The organism is Kosakonia oryzendophytica, assembly GCF_027886705.1.
In the GTDB taxonomy this organism is placed as follows: Bacteria; Pseudomonadota; Gammaproteobacteria; order Enterobacterales; family Enterobacteriaceae; genus Kosakonia; species Kosakonia oryzendophytica.
Map to the genome: position 1 here is coordinate 3979845 of NZ_CP115659.1, position 20382 is coordinate 4000226.

A 20382-nucleotide genomic window follows, 5' to 3' on the forward strand; every position below is an offset into this window, starting at 1 on the left:
GGAAGCTTAGCTGACAGCGCTATAATGGTTGAAGCAACACCTGGCGCAGTTGCAGGTGAGGAGGATAAATGAGAATTACCGTACTCGGATGCGGTGCTTTAGGGCAATTGTGGTTAACAGCCTTGTGTAAGCACGGACATGAAGTACAAGGATGGTTACGTGTTCCACAACCGTTTTGCAGTGTGAATGTCGTGGATGACGACGGCTCCATTTTTAACGAATCCCTGACGGCCAACGATCCTGAATTTCTGGCCCGCAGTGACTTACTGCTGGTCACACTAAAAGCGTGGCAGGTGTCCGATGCGGTGAAGGGCCTTGCCTCCATGCTCGCCCCAACAACGCCCGTTTTACTGATCCATAACGGCATGGGCACCGTAGAAGAACTCAAAGCGTTGCCCAATCCTCTGCTGATCGGCACTACGACCCATGCCGCCCGTCGTGACGGTAATGTGATTGTTCATGTCGCCAGTGGAACAACCCACATTGGGCCAGCGCGGCAGCAGGACGGTGACTTCAGTTACCTGGCAGATATTCTGCAGGACGTGCTGCCAGACGTCGCCTGGCATAACACCATTCGCCCGGCGCTGTGGCGCAAGCTGGCGGTGAACTGCGTGATCAACCCGTTGACCGCGCTACGTGACTGTAAAAATGGCGACCTGCGGAATTTTCCGGATGAGATCCAGAAAGTCACCCGCGAAGTGGCCGCAGTGATTGAGCGCGAAGGGCACCATATCTCGCCGGACGATTTGCTGTCTTATGTTCATCAGATCATTGAAAATACGGCGGAAAATATCTCGTCAATGTTGCAGGATGTGCGCGCGATGCGCCACACAGAGTGTGATTATATCACCGGCTATTTACTCAAACGGGCGCGTGCGCATGGCATCACGGTGCCGGAAAATGCCCGTTTGTATGAAATGATTAAACGTAAGGAGAGTGAGTATGAGCGCATCGGCTCTGATATGTCTCGCCCCTGGTAGTGAAGAGACCGAAGCGGTTACCACTATCGATCTGCTGGTACGTGGCGGTATTGACGTCACCACCGCCAGCGTCGCCAGCGATGGCAACCTGACCATTACCTGTTCCCGCGGCGTTAAACTGCTGGCAGATGCGCCGCTGGTTGCCGTGGCGGATGGCGATTACGACATTATCGTGCTGCCTGGCGGGCTGAAAGGCGCGGAGTGTTTCCGTGACAGTCCGTTACTGGTAGAAACGGTGCGCCAGTTTCATCTTTCCGGGCGTATTGTCGCGGCGATTTGCGCGGCGGCAGGCACCGTACTGGTGCCGCACGAAATTTTCCCGCTCGGCAATATGACCGGTTTTCCGGGCCTTAAAGAAACCATTCCGGCCGATCAGTGGCAGGATAAACGTGTGGTGTGGGATCCGCGGGTCAATTTACTCACCAGCCAGGGGCCAGGTACTGCCATTGATTTTGGGTTGAAGATTATCGATCTGCTGGTTGGACGCGAGAAAGCCCATGAAGTGGCCTCACAATTGGTGATGGCAGCCGGGATTTATAATTACTACGAATAAGTTTTATGCCGGATGGCGGTGTTTGCCCCCCATCCGGCGTCTTCACTTACGGGCGATAAACCTTCACGTTCTGGAAGCCCTGCTCGCGCAGATAGAGCGCCTGAAGACGGCTCATCACACCACGTTCACACCATAGCAGCCAGGTTTTGCTCTGATCGAGATCGCCAAATTTGGTGCTCAGCTTGTAGAACGGCAGCGAAACCACGTCGACCCCCTCCAGCTGTAATGGCTTATCGTCCTGCTCATCAATAGAACGGATATCCAGCACGACATCGTTCGGGCTAAAACCGCTAACCGTTTCAACCTCAACCACCTCTTCCTGGGTCTGCTGGGCGATTTCACGGATATCGATGTTGCTGGCATCCGCGACTACCTGATCGAGAATCGCGAAATCGAAATGCGCTTCTTCCGCTTCGATCTTCGCTTTTACCGCTTTTACCGTCGGGCTTTTGGAGATCACGCCGCAATATTCCGGCATGGTACGGGCGAAATCTTCGGTACCAATCTCACGTGCCAGGTCGATGATGTGCTCTTTGTCGTAAGAGATCAGCGGACGCAGCACCAACGTATCAGACACGTTATCAATCAGGCGCAGGTTGGTCAGCGTCTGGCTGGAGACCTGGCCCAGCGCTTCACCGGTAACCAGCGCCTGCACGCCGTAGCGCTCGGCCACTTTTGACGCCGCGCGCACCATCATACGTTTCAGCACCACGCCCATCTGGCCGTCATCCACTTTTTCGAGGATTTCGCCGACCACAGGTTCAAAGTTAATCGCCACAAAACGCACGCGGTGCGAGCTACCAAAACGGTTCCACAGATAATGCGCCACCTGGCGAACGCCGATTTCATGAGCCGCGCCGCCAAGGTTAAAGAAGCAATAGTGCACACGGCAGCCACGGCGCATCAGCATATAACTGGAAACGCCGGAATCGAACCCGCCGGAAATCAGCGACAGCACATCTTCCTGGGTGCCAATCGGGAAACCTCCGATACCTTCGTAACGACCTTTAACCAGCAGCAGACGATCGTCTTCAATTTCGAGGTTAACCGTCACATCCGGGTGAGTCAGTTTGACACGCGCCGACTCAACATGCTGATTCAGACCGCCGCCGACATACCGTTCCACTTCAATGGAGCTGAATTCGTGCTTACCGCGGCGTTTTACGCGTACGCAGAAGGTTTTACCTTCAATCTGTTCACGGTACTGCACCAGCGCTTTTTCAAAGATATCGTGCAGAGAAGTGAAAGGGACGTCTTCCACTTCCAGAATATGGTGAATACCCGGGATGCGGGTCAGTGCATCGCGGATAACCAGACGCTGGTTTTCATCTTTGGCGCGGACTTCAATGTTGTCCCAGTGGCGGACAACAGCAAGCGTCTCGTCATACTGTTTCAGAACGTTACGAATGTTCCCGGTAAGAATTTTAATAAAGCGCAAACGCACAGATTGGCTTTTGATGGTGATTTCCGGGAACAATTTAATGATAAACTTCATGGCGGCAATGGTTCGTTGGCAAGCCCGTAGGGCCTGTGAAGGGAAAAATACAGCAGCCCATACCCACGGCTGCATCCAGGCGCGCAAGTATACCACCATCGCGAAGATCTTGTGCAACGCATTACCATTGCGCGTTATTTGCTTAGTTCCGCGACTTCGCTACCATAACGTCATTGGATTGAGTCGGAAAACAGAAGAGTCAGACATTCACTATGCCAAAGAAAAATGACGCACCGGCCAGTTTTGAAACTGCGCTGAGCGAACTGGAACAGATTGTCACTCGTCTTGAAAGCGGCGATCTCCCGCTGGAAGAGGCGCTCAATGAATTTGAACGTGGCGTGCAACTGGCGCGCCAGGGACAGGTAAAACTGCAACAAGCGGAACAACGCGTGCAGATCCTGTTGTCCGACAACGAAGAAGCACCGCTTACGCCTTTCGCACCGGATACCGAGTAAATGGATTTTAACCAACAGCTGCAAACCTGTGTAGATCAGGCCAACGACGCGCTGCGCCGTTTTATCGATCCGTTGCCCTTTCAGAACACTCCTCTGGTTGAGGCCATGCAATATGGCGCACTATTAGGTGGTAAACGGCTGCGTCCATTTCTGGTTTATGCCACCGGCGGCATGTTCGGCGTGAGCCGACAAACGTTGGACGCCCCCGCCGCTGCGGTGGAGTGCATCCATGCTTATTCACTGATCCATGACGATCTGCCCGCCATGGATGACGACGATTTACGCCGTGGTTTGCCAACGTGCCATATCAAGTTTGGCGAAGCCAATGCCATCCTCGCGGGAGATGCATTGCAAACGCTGGCGTTCTCGATCCTTGCCGATGCGCCCATGCCGGAAGTCGCCCCCCGCGATCGACTGAGTCTGGTTTCAGAGCTGGCTACCGCCAGCGGTGTGGCCGGGATGTGCGGCGGTCAGGCTCTGGATCTAGCCGCAGAAGGCGAGCAGGTTTCGCTGGAAGCACTGGAACAGATCCATCGCCATAAGACCGGCGCACTGATCCGCGCAGCGGTAAGAATGGGAGCGTTAAGCGCTGGCGACAAAGGCCGGGAAGCATTGCCGTTGCTCGATCGCTATGCGGAAAACATCGGTCTGGCTTTCCAGGTTCAGGATGACATTCTGGATGTTGTCGGCGATACTGCGACGCTTGGTAAGCGCCAGGGCGCCGATCAGCAACTTGGTAAAAGCACCTATCCCGCACTGCTGGGCCTTGAGCAAGCCCGGACAAAAGCCCGCGACCTGATTGACGATGCCCGCCAGGCGCTAAGCCAGCTGTCGGCGCAATCACTGGATACAACGGCACTGGAAGCACTGGCGAATTACATAATCCAGCGTGATAAATAAACCAACATGCTATAACGAGTTGCTGATGAGTTTTGATATAGCCAAATACCCGACGCTGGCGCTGGTTGATACCACACAAGAGTTGCGTCTGCTGCCGAAAGAGAGCCTGCCGAAGCTGTGCGACGAGCTGCGTCGCTACCTGCTGGATAGCGTGAGCCGTTCCAGCGGGCACTTCGCTTCCGGGCTTGGCACGGTTGAGCTGACCGTTGCGCTGCACTACGTCTACAACACCCCCTTTGATCAGTTGATCTGGGACGTTGGCCATCAGGCCTATCCGCACAAGATCCTGACCGGACGCCGGGATAAAATCGGCACTATCCGGCAGAAAAATGGCCTGCACCCCTTCCCGTGGCGTGGCGAAAGTGAATATGACGTACTGAGCGTGGGCCACTCATCCACCTCCATCAGCGCCGGGATAGGTGTTGCCGTCGCGGCCGCGAAAGAGGGCAAGCAGCGGCGCACCGTCTGTGTGATTGGCGACGGCGCTATCACCGCCGGAATGGCGTTCGAAGCCATGAACCACGCCGGGGATATTCGCCCCGATATGCTGGTGGTGCTCAACGACAACGAAATGTCGATTTCCGAAAACGTTGGTGCCCTGAATAACCATCTGGCGCAACTGCTTTCCGGCAAACTTTACTCCACGCTGCGCGAGGGGGGTAAAAAAGTGCTCTCCGGCGTACCGCCGATCAAAGAGCTGATCAAGCGGACCGAGGAACATATCAAAGGTATGGTCGTACCGGGTACGCTATTTGAAGAACTGGGCTTTAACTATATCGGCCCGGTTGATGGGCACGACGTGCTGGGGCTGGTGCAAACGTTGCGCAATATGCGCGACCTGAAAGGCCCACAATTCCTGCATATCATGACCAAGAAAGGCCGCGGGTATGAGCCGGCTGAAAAAGATCCCATCACCTTCCACGCGGTGCCAAAATTCGATCCCACCAGCGGAACATTACCAAAAAGCAGCGGCGGAATGCCCTCCTATTCGAAGATCTTTGGCGACTGGTTATGTGAGACCGCCGCCAAAGATAACAAGCTGATGGCGATCACCCCGGCCATGCGTGAAGGCTCCGGTATGGTGGAATTTTCACGCAAATACCCGGATCAATACTTCGATGTCGCCATCGCCGAGCAACATGCAGTGACGTTTGCTGCGGGCCTGGCCATTGGCGGTTATAAACCCGTCGTGGCGATCTATTCGACGTTCCTGCAACGCGCCTATGACCAGGTGATCCACGATGTGGCGATCCAGAAACTGCCGGTGCTGTTCGCTATCGATCGCGCTGGGATTGTCGGCGCTGACGGCCAAACGCACCAGGGTGCCTTTGATATCTCCTATCTGCGTTGCATTCCCGATATGGTGATCATGACGCCGAGCGACGAAAACGAGTGTCGCCAGATGCTGTTCACCGGTTATCACTATGCAGAGGGGCCAAGCGCGGTGCGCTACCCGCGGGGCAACGCTGTTGGCGTGCCGCTGCAACCACTGGAAAAACTCCCTCTCGGTAAAGGGCTGGTGAAACGTCGTGGTGAGAAACTGGCGATCCTCAACTTCGGTACCCTGCTGCCGGAAGCAGAAAAAGCAGCAGACGCGCTTAACGCGACGCTTATCGATATGCGCTTTGTTAAGCCGCTGGATGAAGCGCTGATTCTGCAAACCGCCGCCACCCATGACGCTCTGGTCACGCTGGAAGAGAATGCCATTATTGGCGGCGCGGGCAGCGGTGTGAATGACGTACTGATGGCTCACCGCAAACCGGTGCCGGTACTGAATCTTGGTCTGCCGGACTTCTTTATCCCTCAGGGCACTCAGGATGAAGCGCGTGCAGATCTGGGATTGAATGCCGCAGGCATTGAAGCCCGCATCCGTAACTGGCTGGCCTGACCCTCCCCCTTTCCACTCCTGCTATGCTTAAACGTAAGTTTTGACGAGCAGGAGTGGAACCATGCAATACAACACATTAGGAAAAACAGATCTTCGGGTTTCCCGCCTTTGCCTTGGCTGCATGACATTTGGCGAACCTGACCGGGGGAAACACGCCTGGACACTGCCGGAAGAGAGCAGCCGCCCAATTATCCGGCGCGCGCTGGAAGGCGGCATCAACTTTTTCGACACCGCGAACAGCTACTCTGACGGCAGCAGTGAAGAGATCGTTGGTCGTGCACTGCGCGATTTTGCCCGCCGCGATGAGGTGATTGTTGCCACCAAAGTCTATCACCAGGTGGGGGATCTGGCGGAAGGCCTCTCCCGGGCGCAGATCCTGCGATCCATTGATGACAGCCTTAAACGTCTGGGCATGGAGTATGTTGATCTCCTGCAGATCCATCGCTGGGATTACACCACACCGATTGAAGAAACCCTCGAAGCGCTTAACGATGTGGTGAAAGCCGGTAAAGCACGCTATATCGGGGCCTCTTCCATGCATGCCCGGCAATTTGCCCAGGCGTTGTCGCTCCAGGCAGAACATGGCTGGGCGCGTTTTGTCACCATGCAGGATCACTACAATCTGATCTACCGTGAAGAAGAGCGCGACATGCTGCCGCTGTGCTACAAAGAAGGGATTGCCGTGATCCCCTGGAGTCCGCTGGCGCGTGGTCGTTTAACCCGTCCGTGGGGAGAAACCACTGCCCGTCTGGTCTCCGATGAATTTGGTAAAACGCTGTACAGCGAAACCGATGAAAACGATGCGCAGATTGCAGAACGCCTGGCGGGTGTGGCTGAAGAGACAGGGGCCTCACGCGCGCAAGTCGCGCTGGCATGGTTGTTAAGCAAACCGGGTATTGCCGCACCGATTATTGGCGCATCCCGGGAAGAGCAACTCGACGAACTGCTGGGTGCGGTGGATTTAACGCTGAAGCCGGAACACATCGCCGAACTCGAAACGCCGTATCAGCCACATCCGGTGGTGGGGTTTAAATAATAAACGGCCCGGCTGCGTTTCGCTTACCGGGCCGGTATATTTCGCTGCCAGAAAAGGCGTTAGCCCTCCGGCACAATCCAATTAAATCAGTCCGATCGGCCAGTGGTGGCCAATCAGGTACAGCAGCCCGGCGGCGATGATCCCGGCAACAATATCGTCCACCATGATCCCCATCCCGCCGTGAACGTTGCGATCAAACCAGCGGATCGGCCACGGCTTCCACATATCCAGAATACGGAACAGCACAAACCCCACAGCCACCCACTGCCAGTCATTGGTGGGTAATGCCATCAGCGTTATCCACATCCCAATGAATTCATCCCAGACAATGCTGCCGTGATCGTGTACGCCCATATCTTTTGCCGTCTGGTGACAAAGATAAACGCCAATGGAAATGCCCAGCATCACCAGCAGTGAATAGATCTGCCAGGGTAAAAACGTCATCCCCCACCAGAAAGGAATCGATGCCAGCGAGCCCATTGTTCCTGGTACTATCGGGCTCAAACCGCTGCCAAAGCCGGTAGCCAGCAAATGCCAGGGATTGCGTAAATTGAGGCGGCTTTTGGCGACGTCTTTAGTGCGCGGCAAAGTGGTCATATCCTTTCATGTCGAGCGTAACGGGCTTGCCATCACGCGTAAAATGCAGCCCGTCCACATCGGCGCTCATCTGCCCTATGCACGTCACGGGCACACCCAGGTGACCGATAGCCACATCCAGCGCGCCGCGGTTCAGCTCCGGCACGGTAAAGCACAGTTCATAATCTTCACCACCGGAAAGCGCCCAACGCACCCCCTGCTCTTTCTCTACATGGCGGCGGAAAGCGTCTGAATATGGCAGCAGATCCAGGTCGACACGCGCCCCGCAACCGCTGGCGTGCAGAATATGGCCCAGATCGGAAATCAGACCATCAGAAATGTCGATTGCCGAGCTGGCAAGATTGCGTAGCGCCTGGCCATGCAGAAGGCGCGGTGTCGGTCTCAGGTGGCGCTGGCGCAGATAAGCTGCGTCTTCGCGGTCTTTCACCGCTAAACGCTGCTGCAAAATCGCCAGCCCGGCGGCGCTGTCACCCGGCGTACCGGTAACATAAATCCAGTCGCCAGGTTTTGCGCCGTCGCGTTTCATGGCGCGCCCAACCGGCACATAACCATGAATACCAATCGTCATCGACAACGGTCCGCGGGTGGTATCACCCCCAATGAGTTGCATATCGTAGTAGCTGAGTTGTTCAAACAGGCTATCACTGAAGGCCTGTAGCCAGCCCTCATCCGCGTCCGGTAAGGTCAACGCCAGCGTCATCCACGCCGGATCGGCACCGACCGCAGCCAGATCGCTAAGATTAACCGCCAGCGCTTTATACGCCAGATCGGCCGGATCGATATCCGGCAGAAAGTGGTTGCCCGCCACCAGCGTATCCACGCTTATTGCCAGTGTCTGTTTTTCGGGAACATTGAGCAGAGCACAGTCATCGCCGATGCCGGTTTCTACATCGCGACGGGAATGACGTACACGGTCAAAATAACGGGCAATCAGGGAAAATTCGCCGCATGCCATACGTTATGCCTCGGTAGAAAAAAGAAAAAGCCGGGACAAGCGAGCAAAGTGCAACGCTTATCACCGGCTTACGGATCACTTTTTGTGGGGACGGATCGCAGGAGCGGCTTTATCCAGCACGCCGTTAACAAACTTGTGGCTGTCTTCAGCGCCAAAGGTTTTTGCCAGTTCGATAGCTTCGTTGATGGCCACTTTATACGGCACATCATCACGTTTAGACAGTTCGAACAGTGCGATACGCAATACCGCTTTCTCGACCTGGCCCAGCTCTTCCAGCATGCGGGACAGGTACGGCTTCATTAAGCCATCGAGATATGCGCTATTGGTCGCCACCCCGCTCAGCAGTTCACGGAAGTACAGGACGTCAACATCTTTAACGTCTTGCTCCGCCAGGAACTGGTATTCAACATCAGCGATGTCGTTCTGGGACAACTGCCAGGAGTAAAGCGCCTGGACGGCACACTCACGGGCGCGGCGACGAGCAGCAGGTTTCACGGAATTCCCCTTACAAAAAATCAGGCCTTAATGGCTTTCAATACATTAATCATTTCAAGCGCGGTCAGCGCAGCTTCTGCGCCTTTATTACCGGCTTTAGTGCCAGCGCGTTCGATGGCTTGTTCAATACTTTCAGTGGTCAGCACGCCAAACGCGACAGGAATTTCGCTATCCTGTGCAACATGCGCCAGGCCACTGCTTGCGCCACCAGCAACATATTCGAAGTGCGCAGTGCCGCCGCGGATCACTGTGCCAAGCGCGATCACCGCATCGTATTTGCCGGTTTTCGCCAGCGCACCTGCCGCCAGCGGCAGTTCGTAGGCGCCTGGCACCCACACGACGGTGATATTGGCGTCTTTCACCTGACCGATGCGTTTCAGCGCATCAACCGCGCCTTCCAGCAGGCTGTCGTTGATGAAGTTGTTGAAACGCGCGATGGTGATAGCGACGTGAGCGTCAGGAGCAGCGACGTTGGCTTCAATAATGTTCATACATATCCTTCACAGGTTCAGTTCGGACCCCGCAGGGGGGCGGATTTTATCATAATATTTTACGCGCTGCTTCCCTTTTACAGCAGGCATCACGCGTGGGTAAGATGCAGGCAGACATCCGGGCCAACCTGACGTATCTCATTGAATTTAAAGTGTGGCGCATCGACCAGCGCCGACAGTCCCGGCAATACGCATAACCCGCGCGCGTCGCTGCCAAGTAGTGTAGGCGCGAGGTAAATAATCAGTTCATCCACCAGCCCGGCCTGCAACAACGCGCCAGCAAGATTCGCACCGGCTTCCACCCACACGCTGTTAATTTGCTGTTTTCCCAGCAACATCATCAGCATAACCAGATCCACGTGGCCGTTATGCTCCGGTACGATGATCTCCCGCACACTTTGCGGCCAGGTGCGATCATCTGCTTTCGTCCGGGCAAACCAGGTTTCTCCTGCCTGCTGGCTAATGCGGTGCTGCGGTGTGACCCTGTTCTGGCTGTCGACAACAATACGCACTGGCTGACGCAGATTTTCCTGTGCATACAACGCTTGCGTGTCGGCGTTTAACTCCGCCCAGCGTACGGTCAGCGCGGGATCGTCTGCCAGCACGGTTGCACTGCTGGTCAGAATGGCATGGCTTTGCGCACGCAATAACTGTACATCGCGACGTGCCTGCGCCGAGGTGATCCACTGACTTTCGCCATTCGCCATCGCGGTGCGGCCGTCCAGCGACGCCCCCAGCTTGAGCTGCACATAAGGGAACCCGGTACGCATGCGTTTGAGGAAGCCCTTATTCAGCGCTTCTGCTTCGCTCATCATCAGCCCGTGGCTGACCTCGATGCCTTCCTGTTGCAGGCGGTACAAGCCGCGACCGGCAACCTGCGGGTTGGGATCCTGCATCGCCGCGACAACGCGAGCAACGCCTGCGGCAATCAGCGCTTCGCAGCACGGCGGCGTACGGCCATGGTGACTGCACGGCTCCAGCGTGACATACGCCGTTGCGCCGCGGGCGCGATCGCCTGCCATACGCAGTGCATGCACTTCGGCATGGGGTTCACCTGCGCGATAGTGAAAACCTTCACCAACGATCTCGCCATCGTTCACAATCACGCAGCCGACGCGCGGATTCGGATGGGTGGTAAAACGACCGCGCTGCGCCAGTTTCAGCGCGCGGGCCATATACATTTCGTCCTGCATGCTTAGTCCTGTAGACGAGCGATCTCTTCGCCAAACTCGCGAATATCTTCAAAGCTGCGGTAGACGGAAGCAAAGCGAACATAAGCCACTTTATCGAGCTTTTTAAGCTGCTCCATCACCAGATTACCGATCATTTTACTCGGCACTTCGCGTTCGCCTGTTGCGCGAAGTTGCGATTTAATGTGGTTCAGCGCCATTTCCACGTCATCCGCGCTTACCGGACGTTTTTCCAGCGCTTTTAACATACCGCTGCGCAGTTTGTCTTCATTGAACGGCTCACGCACATCATTGCTCTTTACCACCCGCGGCATCACGAGTTCCGCCACTTCGAAGGTGGTGAAACGCTCGTTGCAGACCAGACACTGCCGGCGGCGGCGAACAGAAGAACCTTCACCCACCAGACGAGAATCAATTACTTTGGTATCCACGGCGAAACAGAATGGGCAATGCATACAGTGTCCTGACGTTAGAGTTAACTGAAATCTATTTTACCCCGAACTGGCATGACTACAAAGGCAGACCGTTTTTGAGACAATGGATCGATGGCAACCACAGCGTTGCTGTCTACCATTACAGCGATCCTCATTTTCAAGGAAACAGACACAATGACAAGACGTTACCTAAGAACACTCTTACTGGGAAGCCTTTTTGCCCTCAGTGCCTGCGCCCAGCAAAGCGAAGTCCGACAGTTGCATCAGAGCGTCAGCACACTGAACAACGAAATGAGCAAACTGAATAAAGAAACGGTCAAAATCACCCAGCAAAATACCCTGAATGCCAAATCCGGCAGCGGCGTGTATTTGTTACCGGGTGCGAACACCCCGGCTCGCCTGAACAGCCAGATTGGTATGTTGCGCATGTCATTGCAAAACATTGCGCCAAACGCTGGCGGCACCCGCATCGTGCTGCGTATTCAGGGCGAGTCCAACGATCCACTTCCCGCCTTCAGTGGTACCGTTGAGTGGGGACAGATTCAGGGGACAACCGAAAACTATCAGGAAGTGAATGTGCAGAATCAGCTGATTAATGCGCCTGCCAGCACGCTTGCGCCAAGCGATGTGGACATTCCGCTGCAACTCAACGGCATTACGCCGGATCAGTTAGGCTTTGTGCGCATTCACGACATTCAGCCCGCCAATTTGCAGTAAGTCGTCAGGGGTGACGTTGTCGCCCCTACTTGCTTTTTGTCACGCTTTATCTTCTTTTCTTTCCTCCCGTCATCACATTCACGAATTTGCAATATTGATAAATGCCAGTACAATCGCCCTCGTTTATTACACGCAAACGTGAACGCAATCGATTACGTATGTGTCAGTAATGTGAAACAACACATATTTTTGTGAGCGCGGATACTTATAATAGGCGTCCAGAAATATGAAACATTTAGAAACTCAATGCGTGCTTTCTTTCACTCCCGTCTGGGATCTCAATCAGTGGCGAAATGATGAAAAAAATAATCCTCGCAGCCAGTGCTGCTCTGACGCTTTCCGCTTCTTTCACTGCTAACGCAGCGGATAACAGCAAACCTGAATATCTTTCCGACTGGTGGCACCAGAGCGTAAACGTGGTGGGGAGTTATCACACCCGTTTCGGACCTGTCCCGCGTAACGATACCTACCTGGAATATGAAGCGTTCGCCAAGAAAGATTGGTTTGATTTCTACGGCTATATGGATGCGCCGGTATTCTTCGGGGGTAACACCGGTGCGAAGGGGATCTGGAACCACGGCTCTCCGCTGTTTATGGAAATCGAACCGCGTTTCTCCATTGATAAACTGACCGGCACTGACCTGAGCTTTGGCCCGTTCAAAGAGTGGTACATCGCCAATAACTACATCTACGACATGGGCCGCAACGCATCGGGTCGCCAGAGCACCTGGTACATGGGTCTGGGTACCGACATCGACACCGGTCTGCCGATGAGCCTGTCTCTGAACGTGTATGCGAAATACCAGTGGCAGAACTACGGTGCCACGAACGAGAACGAGTGGGATGGCTACCGTTTCAAAGTGAAATACTTTGTCCCGATCACCACGCTGTGGGGCGGCCAGTTGAGCTACATCGGCTTTACCAACTTTGACTGGGGTTCAGACCTGGGCGACAGCCGTTACTATGTTAACGGTGAGCAGCAGCGTACCAACAACTCCATCGCATCCAGTCATATCCTCTCCCTGGGCTACGACCACTGGCATTACTCTGTTGTTGCGCGTTACTGGCACAATGGCGGTCAGTTCAAAGATGATGCCACACTGAATTGGGGCGCAGGCGACTTTAGCGCGCGTTCTACCGGTTGGGGTGGTTACCTGGTGGTGGGTTACAACTTCTGATCCCGTGATGACGCTTGCCGGGTGGCGTTCAGCCACGGCCAGCGCATCCAGCCCGAAAAGCCGATCGCAAGGTCGGCTTTTTTATTTCGCGTAGGCTTCTTTCTGCAAGCGGATAAACTCTTGCATTGAGCGATCAGGCCGCTCGGCAAATGCTTTCCCGGTAAAGGTCACGCCCTGGCAACGATCCAGGCGAAAACAACGGTAAGCATCACGCAGTTCACACCACGCCACCAGTACCCACGTCGCCCCCATAAAGGATAATCCCAGCGGATGGATCACCCGTTCGGAAACGTCACCCTTCTCGTCCTGGTAGTGCAGATAGAGTTCCTGATGCAGGCGCATTGCTTGGTGAATCACATCAAACCAGACGCGAACCTGCGGAAATCTGTCAAAATTCGGTGAAATAATGCGGTTACGTTCAGCCGCGATGCGTTTATCGTACGGCAACACCGCCAGCAGTTTCTCCTGCGCGGAACCGGCAGCCTGCGCCAGCACATCACCGCTCCAGGTTTGCAGCATCCCAATCGCGGCGATCAGTGCCTCCACTTCCATGCTGGTAAACATCAATGGCGGGAGATCGAAACCGGGCATCAGGCGATACCCACTTCCGGCTTCGCCCTGAACCGGCACGCCCGACAGTGATAAATCGCGGATATCGCGATAGATGGTGCGTTCAGAAACCTCCAGTCGCTCGGCCAGCAAGGCGGCCGTAACGCGTCGGCGGGTTCTCAGGACTTGTACTATCTGAAACAGACGATCGGCACGGCGGCTCATGGTCGTTTTCCGGGAAAATCAGCCTGCGCGGGATGCGCAGGCTCAAAGTATATTATGCAGGCTGGTGCAAACCTACCCGATTACCTTCACTGTCGATAATCAGCGCAATGGTACCAATATTGTCCGGTAATACCTGTGGGCCAAAGCAGCATTCCCCTTGTTTCTCACGCACGCGTTCAAGTGCGGCGTTAATATCTTCCGTCGCGAGGTAAACCACTGCGCCACCATTCGCTGGCTGGAACATCGGGCCTTTTACCAGCGCGCCCCCCGTGGCAGGTTTGATATGCGGGAATACCGCCATCTCAATGCCTGTTACCGTCTCACGACGAAATTCGCCGCCCAATACATGTTGATAAAACGCCACAGCGCGATCGAGTTGCTGTACCGGCAGTTCAAACCAGTTAATTAATGTGTTCATGTTCATCTCCTTTCTGTTTAGTCAGCAAGGAGAGTTTGCCGTCCCCCTCCTGACAGCATACTGTCAGGAGCGATCGCCTGGCGAAAAAAAACCGCAGACTGAGCTGCGGTTTTTATCAATAAACAAATGCTTACGGCAGAATGGACGGCTGATCCGCCCCTTCTTTCTCAACTTTCTGCTGCAGCAAATGCTCGCGCTTCATACCCATTTTCAACGCCAGTGCGGAGGCGACGTAAATGGAAGAAGCTGTACCGATGGAGACACCGATCAACATAGTCAGCGAGAAGCCTTTAAGCATTGCGCCCCCGAAGAGATACAGCATCAGGATCACCACCAACGTCGTACCGGATGTGATCAAAGTACGATGCAGGGTCTGCGTCAGCGAGATGTTAAAGATCTCATACGGTGTACCGCGACGGATCTTACGGAAGTTCTCACGGATACGGTCAGATACCACGATACTGTCGTTAAGAGAGTAACCGATCACCGACATCAGCGATGCCACAATGGTCAGGTCAATCTCAATATGAAACAGCGACAGCACGCCCATGGTGATGATCACGTCGTGCGCCAGCGCGATAACCACACCCGCCGCCAGACGCCATTCAAAGCGGAAACCGACATACACCAGAATACTGATCAACGCGACCAGCAGCGCCATGCCGCCCGTTTGCGCCAGATCCGCCCCCACGCTCGGGCCGACAAATTCAATGCGCTTCACTGCGGCATTCTGGCTGGTAGCTTCATTAATGACGCTCACAACCTTGCTGCCCAGCACCTGTCCGCCGCTTTCACCCTGTGCAGGCGGCATACGCACCATAATGTCGCGGCTGCTGCCGAAGTTCTGCAGCAGCGGCTCTTTGAAGCCCGCTTTCTCCAGCGCATCGCGCATCAGATCCATATCCGCTGGTTTCTCCAGCGAAATTTCGATAACCGTACCACCGGTAAAATCCAGGCCCCAGTTAAAGCCGCGAACGCCCATCACCACGATGGACAGGATCAGCAGCCCGCCGGAAATCATAAAAGCCCAGTAGTCCCAGCGCATAAAGTCCCAGACTTTACGGCCGTGGTTCAATTGTTCAACAGTATAATCCTGTGCCACAACGCACTCCTCAGATAGACAGCTTGTTAATGCGTTTGCCGCCGTACAACAGGTTGACGATGGCACGTGTGCCGACAATGGCGGTGAACATTGAGGTCGCCACACCGATACCGGTAGTGATCGCAAACCCTTTAATTGAACCCGTACCTACCGCGTAAAGAATAAGCACTTTGATCAACGTGGTGATGTTCGCATCGAAAATAGACGAAAATGCGCCCTGATAACCTTCGTGGATAGCCTGCTGGATCGAACGACCGTTGCTCAGCTCTTCCTTAATACGTTCGTTTATCAGTACGTTGGCGTCCACCGCCACCGCAAGCGTCAGCACGATCCCCGCAATCCCCGGCATGGTCAGCGTTGCGCCAGGCAACAAGGACATAATACCGACAATCAACACCAGGTTAGCCACCAGCGCAGAGGTCGCGATAAGACCAAACTTCTTATAGAAGAAGATCATAAAGATGATGGAGACCACCAGACCCGCCAGGCAGGCTTCCAGACCCTGAGTAATGTTCTGTGAACCCAGCGTTGGACCAATGGTGCGCTCTTCAACAATCTGAATCGGCGCAATCAGCGCACCAGCACGCAACAACAGCGACAGCTGACGTGCTTCGTTCGGATTGTTAATCCCCGTAATACGGAAGCTGTTGCCGAGACGAGACTGGATATTGGCGATGTTAATCACCTCTTCCTGTTTCACCAGCACCGCACGGCCATTAGCATCTTTTTTACCGCTGTCTTTGTACTCCACAAACAGGGTCGCCATCGGCTTGCCGATGTTGTCCTTGGTGAAGTTAGACATGATATTGCCGCCTGCGCTATCCAGCGAAATGTTGACCTGCGGCTGGTTGTACTCATCCTGGCTTGAGGTCGAATCGGTGATATGGTCACCCGTCAGGATCACGCGTTTGTACAGGACAACCGGCTGACCTTCACGCGTCTGTTTGACTTCAGAATCACCCGGTACACGGCCAGCGGCGGCTGCGGAAGCATCCACACTGCTGTTAACCAGACGGAATTCCAGCGTTGCGGTCGCGCCAAGAATCTCTTTAGCACGCGCTGTATCCTGAATACCTGGCAGCTCAACCACAATACGGTCAGCCCCCTGGCGCTGCACCAGCGGTTCGGCAACGCCGAGCTGGTTAACACGGTTACGCAGGATATTGATGTTCTGCTGAACCGCATATTCGCGCGCTTCACTCAGACGCGCATCGCTCATCACCGCGCGCAGGCTGGTGTCGCCCTGGTTAGAGATCACCAGATCGCGGTGACGGTTTGTCAGATAAGCATTTGCCTGATCGCGCGCTGCACTGTCGCGGAATTGAATGCTCAGGCCATAGTTATCTTCCTTACGCACGGTGGTGTAAGGAATGCCTTTATCACGCAGATCGCTGCGCAGGCTGTCGATATTCTGTTCCTGCAGTTTGCCAAGCGCTGTTTGCATGTCGACTTCCATCAGGAAGTGCACGCCGCCACGCAAGTCGAGGCCGAGTTTCATCGGTTCGGCTTTAATGTAGGTCAGCCAGCGCGGCGTTGCCGGCGCAAGGTTAAGCGCCACAACGTATTGGTCGCCTAACGCACTGACCAGTACTTCGCGGGCGCGGAGTTGCGTATCGGTAGAATCGAAGCGAGCAAGAATAGCGCCCTCTTCCAGTGCCACAGACTTCGCGTTAATTTTTTCTTTTTGTAGATCGTTCTGGACCTGGATCAGCGTTTGCTCACTGGCGGCGACGCCGCGCGCGCCAGTGATCTGAACAGCCGGATCCTCACCATACAGGTTGGGAAGTGCGTAAAGCAGGCCGACGATAATCACGACGACCAGCATGATGTACTTCCACAAAGGATAACGGTTTAACACGGCAGTTCCCTTTGGGAAAACGATAGATTACAGCGCCTTCATGGTGCCTTTCGGCAGAACGGCAGCTACGAAGTCACGTTTGATGACCACTTCAGTGGTGTCGTTCAGCGCAATAGCAATGTAGCCGGTTTCCGCTACTTTGGTTACGCGCCCCACCAGACCACCGTTGGTCAGTACTTCATCACCCTTCGCGATGGAGTCCATCAGCTTTTTATGCTCTTTGGTGCGTTTTTGCTGCGGGCGGAGGATCATGAAGTAAAAAATCAGACCGAACACAACCAGCATCAGGATCAGAGACATCGGGCTGCTCTGTCCCGGCGCGCCTGCTGCGGCTACCGCATCAGAAATAAAAAAGCTCATTCAAATTCCCTCATTATTAAATTAATCAACGTTCAAAGGTGGAACCGGTCGACCCTGACGTTGGTAAAAATCCGCTACGAAGCTCTCTAATTTACCCTCTTCAATAGCCTTGCGTAAACCAGCCATTAAGCGCTGATAGAACCGCAAGTTATGAATGGTATTGAGACGCGCGCCCAATATTTCGTTGCAACGATCAAGATGATGCAAGTAGGCGAGCGAATAATTGCGACATGTATAGCAATCACACTCGGGATCGAGCGGGCCGGTATCGCTTTTATATTTCGCGTTACGGATTTTCACCACGCCATTGGTCACAAACAGATGGCCATTACGGGCGTTACGCGTCGGCATAACGCAGTCAAACATATCAATACCGCGACGCACGCCTTCAACCAGATCTTCCGGTTTCCCCACCCCCATCAGGTATCGTGGTTTGTCAGCCGGGATCTGCGGGCAGACGTGCTCCAGAATGCGGTGCATATCTTCTTTCGGCTCGCCAACAGCCAAACCGCCGACAGCGTAGCCATCAAAGCCAATCTCTACCAGACCTTTGACTGAGATATCGCGTAAATCTTCGTAAACACTGCCCTGAATAATGCCAAACAGCGCATTTTTATTTCCCAGGCCATCAAAACGCTCACGGCTGCGCTTCGCCCAACGCAGAGACATCTCCATGGAGCGCTTTGCATAGTCCCAATCTGCCGGGTAAGGCGTGCATTCGTCGAAAATCATTACAATATCGGAACCGAGATCGTATTGAATCTCCATCGATTTTTCCGGATCGAGGAAAATCGGATCGCCATTGATCGGGTTACGGAAATGAACGCCCGCTTCGGTAATCTTACGGATATCGCCAAGGCTAAAAACCTGGAAGCCGCCGGAATCGGTGAGAATCGGCCCTTTCCACTGCATAAAATCATGCAGATCGCCGTGCAGCTTCATAATTTCCTGGCCCGGACGCAGCCACAAATGGAAGGTGTTGCCCAGAATAATCTGCGCACCGGTCGCTTCCACTTCTTCCGGCGTCATCCCTTTTACGGTGCCGTACGTGCCCACGGGCATAAATGCCGGCGTTTCCACAACGCCACGCTCAAACACCAGGCGGCCGCGGCGCGCGCGCCCGTCGGTAGTATCGAGTTCAAATTTCATTTCTTCTCCAACATCAGAGAAACAGTCTGATGATAACTAACCTGTTGCGGAATCACTCCACAACGTCGAATTGACCAATCCGCACGCAAGGCGTTATTGGCACTACCAATCTGGACGCGGACAGCGCGCAGCAACCGGAGCGTACACGCAGTACGTGAGGATTACTCCCTTCGCTCGCCCCCAAGAGCCGCCGCAAGCGGCGTTCAAAATGTCATGACATTTTGTGCGAGCACTGCCCAGGTGCAAAATGGCAAGTAAAATAGCCTTGTTAAGGACGCTCTAAAAGAGCTTGCGGATTGTACGTGATAAACATCGCATCACCGTAACTAAAAAAGCGATATTTCTCCGCAACTGCGGCGCGGTACGCATTCATGGTGTGTTGATAACCGGCGAAAGCGGAAACCAGCATAATCAGCGTCGATTCAGGCAAATGGAAGTTGGTGACCAGCGCATCAATCACCTGGTACTGATACCCCGGATAGATAAAGATCTGCGTATCGCCGAAGAACGGGGCAATCAACGCATCCTTCGCCGCCTGCGCGGCACTTTCCAGCGAGCGCACGGAGGTAGTACCGACCGCCACCACACGGTTACCCCGGGATTTTGCCGCCAGCACCGCGTCCACAACCTCTTGCGGCACTTCAGCGTACTCAGAATGCATGATGTGATCTTCAATGCTGTCAACACGCACAGGCTGGAACGTCCCGGCCCCGACATGCAGGGTGACAAAGGCCATTTCAATGCCCTTCTCACGCAGACGCGCCAGCAAAGGTTCATCAAAATGCAGACCCGCTGTCGGTGCAGCTACCGCACCGGGTTTCTGGCTGTAAACGGTCTGGTAGAGTTCGCGATCGGCGTCCTCATCGGGTCTGTCGATATACGGTGGCAGTGGCATATGGCCGATGGCGTTGAGAATATCCAGCACCGGTCGTTCGTCATGGAATGCCACCTCGAATAACGCGTCGTGGCGCGCCACCATGGTTGCCGGAATATCTTCCCCATCGCCCAGCAACAGTTCTGTTCCGGGTTTCGGTGCTTTAGACGCGCGGATATGTGCCAGAATACGTTTATCATCGAGCATGCGCTCGACCAGCACTTCAATCTTGCCACCGCTGGCTTTGCGGCCAAACAGACGCGCCGGAATAACGCGGGTGTTATTGAACACCAACAGATCGCCGGGGTTGAGCTTATCGAGTAAATCGGTGAAAGTACCATGCGTCAGCGCGCCTGTTGGGCCATCCAGCGACAATAAGCGGCAACTGCTGCGCTCGGGCTGCGGGTAATGGGCAATCAGGGATTCAGGTAGTTCAAAGGAAAAATCGGCAACGCGCATGACACTAACTCGATACATATTTAA

Annotated in this window: 22 protein-coding genes; 8 read left to right on the plus strand and 14 right to left on the minus strand. The window is 54.6% G+C overall.

The window, feature by feature from the left end:
- Positions 1-68: 68 nt before the first annotated feature.
- Together panE and yajL are read left to right on the plus strand one after the other, a co-directional pair.
- A complete protein-coding gene (gene panE / locus O9K67_RS19285) occupies positions 69-980 on the plus strand; it encodes a 2-dehydropantoate 2-reductase (RefSeq protein WP_061497203.1) in 912 nt (303 codons plus the stop codon).
- Positions 943-1533, plus strand: coding sequence for a protein deglycase YajL (gene yajL / locus O9K67_RS19290; protein ID WP_061497205.1), 591 nt, complete (start codon positions 943-945; stop codon positions 1531-1533). Before panE ends, yajL begins: the two co-directional genes overlap by 38 nt.
- Positions 1534-1579: 46 nt before the next feature.
- Here yajL and thiI read toward each other — a convergent pair whose 3' ends face one another.
- On the minus strand, positions 1580-3028 hold the full coding sequence (thiI, locus tag O9K67_RS19295; protein WP_061497207.1) for a tRNA uracil 4-sulfurtransferase ThiI: 1449 nt from the start codon (positions 3026-3028) through the stop codon (positions 1580-1582).
- Positions 3029-3240: 212 nt separating this feature from the next.
- Here thiI and xseB point away from each other — a divergent pair, with 212 nt between their 5' ends.
- The 4 genes from xseB (at position 3241) to O9K67_RS19315 (ending at position 7307) form a co-directional block, all read left to right on the plus strand.
- Positions 3241-3483 (plus strand): exodeoxyribonuclease VII small subunit, encoded by a 243-nt coding sequence (xseB, locus tag O9K67_RS19300; protein ID WP_061497209.1) that lies wholly within the window; start codon positions 3241-3243, stop codon positions 3481-3483.
- On the plus strand, positions 3484-4383 hold the full coding sequence (ispA, locus tag O9K67_RS19305) for a (2E,6E)-farnesyl diphosphate synthase (RefSeq protein ID WP_061497211.1): 900 nt from the start codon (positions 3484-3486) through the stop codon (positions 4381-4383). It abuts the gene before it with no gap.
- 25 nt (positions 4384-4408) lie between these two features.
- Positions 4409-6271: a 1-deoxy-D-xylulose-5-phosphate synthase gene (gene dxs, locus O9K67_RS19310; protein WP_061497213.1), complete on the plus strand. Its 1863-nt coding sequence runs from the start codon at positions 4409-4411 to the stop codon at positions 6269-6271.
- A 61-nt stretch (positions 6272-6332) separates the two neighbouring features.
- Positions 6333-7307: an aldo/keto reductase gene (locus O9K67_RS19315; RefSeq protein WP_061497215.1), complete on the plus strand. Its 975-nt coding sequence runs from the start codon at positions 6333-6335 to the stop codon at positions 7305-7307.
- 81 nt (positions 7308-7388) lie between these two features.
- On the opposite strand, the gene pgpA is transcribed toward O9K67_RS19315, so the two are convergent.
- The 6 genes from pgpA to nrdR all read right to left on the minus strand — a co-directional run bounded on the left by pgpA (position 7389) and on the right by nrdR (position 11490).
- The gene (pgpA, locus tag O9K67_RS19320; protein WP_061497217.1) at positions 7389-7904 is read right to left on the minus strand and encodes a phosphatidylglycerophosphatase A; all 516 of its coding nucleotides are present in this window, start codon (positions 7902-7904) and stop codon (positions 7389-7391) included.
- A complete protein-coding gene (gene thiL, locus O9K67_RS19325) occupies positions 7882-8859 on the minus strand; it encodes a thiamine-phosphate kinase (RefSeq protein ID WP_061497219.1) in 978 nt (325 codons plus the stop codon). The genes pgpA and thiL overlap by 23 nt, the downstream gene beginning before the upstream one ends.
- Before the next feature lie 75 nt (positions 8860-8934).
- On the minus strand, positions 8935-9354 hold the full coding sequence (gene nusB, locus O9K67_RS19330) for a transcription antitermination factor NusB (protein WP_061497221.1): 420 nt from the start codon (positions 9352-9354) through the stop codon (positions 8935-8937).
- Positions 9355-9374: 20 nt separating this feature from the next.
- Positions 9375-9845, minus strand: coding sequence for a 6,7-dimethyl-8-ribityllumazine synthase (gene ribH / locus O9K67_RS19335; RefSeq protein WP_061497223.1), 471 nt, complete (start codon positions 9843-9845; stop codon positions 9375-9377).
- A gap of 89 nt (positions 9846-9934) precedes the next feature.
- On the minus strand, positions 9935-11038 hold the full coding sequence (gene ribD, locus O9K67_RS19340; RefSeq protein ID WP_061497225.1) for a bifunctional diaminohydroxyphosphoribosylaminopyrimidine deaminase/5-amino-6-(5-phosphoribosylamino)uracil reductase RibD: 1104 nt from the start codon (positions 11036-11038) through the stop codon (positions 9935-9937).
- 2 nt (positions 11039-11040) lie between these two features.
- Positions 11041-11490 carry a transcriptional regulator NrdR gene (gene nrdR, locus O9K67_RS19345; protein WP_054804396.1) on the minus strand — a complete coding sequence of 150 codons (450 nt, stop codon included), beginning with the start codon at positions 11488-11490 and terminating at the stop codon, positions 11041-11043.
- A 153-nt stretch (positions 11491-11643) separates the two neighbouring features.
- On the opposite strand from nrdR, the gene O9K67_RS19350 reads away from it, so the two are divergent.
- Entirely contained in the window at positions 11644-12186 is a 543-nt protein-coding gene (locus tag O9K67_RS19350; protein WP_061497227.1) for a SadB/YajI family lipoprotein, read from the plus strand.
- Between the two features lie 296 nt (positions 12187-12482).
- Positions 12483-13364 carry a nucleoside-specific channel-forming protein Tsx gene (locus O9K67_RS19355; RefSeq protein WP_061497229.1) on the plus strand — a complete coding sequence of 294 codons (882 nt, stop codon included), beginning with the start codon at positions 12483-12485 and terminating at the stop codon, positions 13362-13364.
- A gap of 81 nt (positions 13365-13445) precedes the next feature.
- On the opposite strand, the gene O9K67_RS19360 is transcribed toward O9K67_RS19355, so the two are convergent.
- From O9K67_RS19360 to queA, 7 genes are all read right to left on the minus strand, one after another.
- Positions 13446-14138: a helix-turn-helix transcriptional regulator gene (locus O9K67_RS19360; protein ID WP_061497231.1), complete on the minus strand. Its 693-nt coding sequence runs from the start codon at positions 14136-14138 to the stop codon at positions 13446-13448.
- A gap of 52 nt (positions 14139-14190) precedes the next feature.
- On the minus strand, positions 14191-14556 hold the full coding sequence (locus O9K67_RS19365) for a VOC family protein (RefSeq protein ID WP_061497233.1): 366 nt from the start codon (positions 14554-14556) through the stop codon (positions 14191-14193).
- A gap of 130 nt (positions 14557-14686) precedes the next feature.
- On the minus strand, positions 14687-15658 hold the full coding sequence (secF, locus tag O9K67_RS19370) for a protein translocase subunit SecF (RefSeq protein WP_061497235.1): 972 nt from the start codon (positions 15656-15658) through the stop codon (positions 14687-14689).
- Positions 15659-15668: 10 nt separating this feature from the next.
- Entirely contained in the window at positions 15669-17516 is a 1848-nt protein-coding gene (secD, locus tag O9K67_RS19375) for a protein translocase subunit SecD (protein ID WP_071890588.1), read from the minus strand.
- 27 nt (positions 17517-17543) lie between these two features.
- Entirely contained in the window at positions 17544-17876 is a 333-nt protein-coding gene (gene yajC, locus O9K67_RS19380) for a preprotein translocase subunit YajC (RefSeq protein WP_061497239.1), read from the minus strand.
- Positions 17877-17897: 21 nt separating this feature from the next.
- A complete protein-coding gene (gene tgt, locus O9K67_RS19385) occupies positions 17898-19025 on the minus strand; it encodes a tRNA guanosine(34) transglycosylase Tgt (RefSeq protein WP_061497241.1) in 1128 nt (375 codons plus the stop codon).
- A gap of 268 nt (positions 19026-19293) precedes the next feature.
- Positions 19294-20358 (minus strand): tRNA preQ1(34) S-adenosylmethionine ribosyltransferase-isomerase QueA, encoded by a 1065-nt coding sequence (gene queA, locus O9K67_RS19390; RefSeq protein ID WP_061497243.1) that lies wholly within the window; start codon positions 20356-20358, stop codon positions 19294-19296.
- Positions 20359-20382 lie beyond the last annotated feature (24 nt).

Excerpts from the sequence above, each read along its gene's own strand:
- yajL (WP_061497205.1), top strand. The coding sequence starts at position 943 with ATGAGCGCATCGGCTCTGATATGTCTCGCCCCTGGTAGTGAAGAGACC.
- pgpA (WP_061497217.1), bottom strand. The coding sequence starts at position 7,904 with ATGACCACTTTGCCGCGCACTAAAGACGTCGCCAAAAGCCGCCTCAAT.
- ribD (WP_061497225.1), bottom strand. The coding sequence starts at position 11,038 with ATGCAGGACGAAATGTATATGGCCCGCGCGCTGAAACTGGCGCAGCGC.
- O9K67_RS19350 (WP_061497227.1), top strand. The coding sequence starts at position 11,644 with ATGACAAGACGTTACCTAAGAACACTCTTACTGGGAAGCCTTTTTGCC.
- panE (WP_061497203.1), top strand. The coding sequence starts at position 69 with ATGAGAATTACCGTACTCGGATGCGGTGCTTTAGGGCAATTGTGGTTA.
- queA (WP_061497243.1), bottom strand. The coding sequence starts at position 20,358 with ATGCGCGTTGCCGATTTTTCCTTTGAACTACCTGAATCCCTGATTGCC.
- thiL (WP_061497219.1), bottom strand. The coding sequence starts at position 8,859 with ATGGCATGCGGCGAATTTTCCCTGATTGCCCGTTATTTTGACCGTGTA.
- O9K67_RS19365 (WP_061497233.1), bottom strand. The coding sequence starts at position 14,556 with ATGAACACATTAATTAACTGGTTTGAACTGCCGGTACAGCAACTCGAT.
- yajC (WP_061497239.1), bottom strand. The coding sequence starts at position 17,876 with ATGAGCTTTTTTATTTCTGATGCGGTAGCCGCAGCAGGCGCGCCGGGA.
- nrdR (WP_054804396.1), bottom strand. The coding sequence starts at position 11,490 with ATGCATTGCCCATTCTGTTTCGCCGTGGATACCAAAGTAATTGATTCT.
- dxs (WP_061497213.1), top strand. The coding sequence starts at position 4,409 with ATGAGTTTTGATATAGCCAAATACCCGACGCTGGCGCTGGTTGATACC.
- O9K67_RS19315 (WP_061497215.1), top strand. The coding sequence starts at position 6,333 with ATGCAATACAACACATTAGGAAAAACAGATCTTCGGGTTTCCCGCCTT.
- xseB (WP_061497209.1), top strand. The coding sequence starts at position 3,241 with ATGCCAAAGAAAAATGACGCACCGGCCAGTTTTGAAACTGCGCTGAGC.
- O9K67_RS19360 (WP_061497231.1), bottom strand. The coding sequence starts at position 14,138 with ATGAGCCGCCGTGCCGATCGTCTGTTTCAGATAGTACAAGTCCTGAGA.
- ispA (WP_061497211.1), top strand. The coding sequence starts at position 3,484 with ATGGATTTTAACCAACAGCTGCAAACCTGTGTAGATCAGGCCAACGAC.
- O9K67_RS19355 (WP_061497229.1), top strand. The coding sequence starts at position 12,483 with ATGAAAAAAATAATCCTCGCAGCCAGTGCTGCTCTGACGCTTTCCGCT.
- tgt (WP_061497241.1), bottom strand. The coding sequence starts at position 19,025 with ATGAAATTTGAACTCGATACTACCGACGGGCGCGCGCGCCGCGGCCGC.
- ribH (WP_061497223.1), bottom strand. The coding sequence starts at position 9,845 with ATGAACATTATTGAAGCCAACGTCGCTGCTCCTGACGCTCACGTCGCT.
- thiI (WP_061497207.1), bottom strand. The coding sequence starts at position 3,028 with ATGAAGTTTATCATTAAATTGTTCCCGGAAATCACCATCAAAAGCCAA.